This is a genomic window from Caballeronia sordidicola (assembly GCF_002220365.1).
Lineage (GTDB): Bacteria > Pseudomonadota > Gammaproteobacteria > Burkholderiales > Burkholderiaceae > Caballeronia > Caballeronia sordidicola_C.
In genome coordinates, this window is sequence record NZ_MTHB01000296.1 from 1 (window position 1) to 1,136 (window position 1,136).

A 1,136-nucleotide genomic window follows, 5' to 3' on the forward strand; every position below is an offset into this window, starting at 1 on the left:
GCTGTCTCCATCTGCCAACCTTGCTTCGATTATCAACCGGATAGCTTTCTCCCGCCGTTGCGATATCGATCGTACTCCACACGAAACAGGTGTCGCGCAGAAATCAAGATTTGCTGTCTCGGCGAGCCTCCCAGCTTTCGCACGCTCTCGCCATCGTTGCTGCCCGATGCATTTGCGGTGCCGCGGCTTTCTGGTGCGCCGAGATGCGGCGGAGCGAGAATCGCCCGTTGAAAACCGCGACCTTGACCTGCGCCATGCAATGCGTCACTTCGTCAGCCCAGCGCATTTACCGCTTCTTGGCCAGTAGGTGCCTGACGACCTTGGTTTGCTGTAGCCTCGGCGATGCTGCTGATCGGCAGGTCCTTGCTTGGCACAGCGACTCAATGACGATCCGTGAAGGGGCGCTCGCGTCAGCACCTTGTGGTAGGAGCATGACGGCTTGACGCATGGCGGCCTCAAAAGCGAAGTGCAACACCTATCTCGTATAAGGTGTCGCAATGCCCGACAAAATTTCGTACCAACAACTCCAACCTGAAGAGCGCCTAGTGATCGCGAGCCTGCGGCTGCAGGACGTGAGTATCCGCGCCATGGCCAGGATACTCGGGCGCTCGGCAGCCACCGTTAGCCGTGAACTGTCGCGAAATAGCTCTGCGGTTGGCTATTCATCCCAGCCGGCTCAAGCGCTGAGCGTCGCACGCCGCAACGCCGGACGGCGCCCCAATAAGCTTTGTCTCCAAAGCGTCTGCTGGCGCATCGTTCTCACTCTCCTTGAGTGGAAATGGTCGCCTCAGCAGATATCGGGCACACTAAAGCGCATGGTGCGATGTGATGTCGCGTAAGGGATTGTTTCATCTGGCGTTGTTAGCCAGACAGGAAACCGGCTGTTCCGTCAGCCGTAACCTACCGGTGCATGCGGGATTGGTAACGATCCGGTGTGAAGCCACCGGGACAACGTAACCCGCTCATTGAGCAACGGTGACCTCGTGAGAGGAAGTCGTTTTCTGCCAGCGCCGCGGCGGATGGGGTGCAAGGTTGGGCAGTATGGTTAGCAAATGCGAACTGCTGGTAAACGTCGTGATTAGTAGCAAGCCAAAGGCGCTGTCAGGCTTGAGCCAAAAGGCATACAGTCGGCTGTC

The 1,136-nt window shown here is 58.0% G+C and carries 1 protein-coding gene and 1 pseudogene; both read left to right on the forward strand.

Annotation, left to right across the window (positions count from 1 at the left end):
- A partial coding sequence (locus BSU04_RS47275; protein ID WP_218827387.1) for a hypothetical protein occupies positions 1-307 on the forward strand: 307 nt, incomplete at its 5' end.
- Between the two features lie 190 nt (positions 308-497).
- Positions 498-830 (forward strand): annotated as a pseudogene (locus BSU04_RS43200) (transposase); the annotation flags it as partial.
- Positions 831-1,136: the final 306 nt, after the last annotated feature.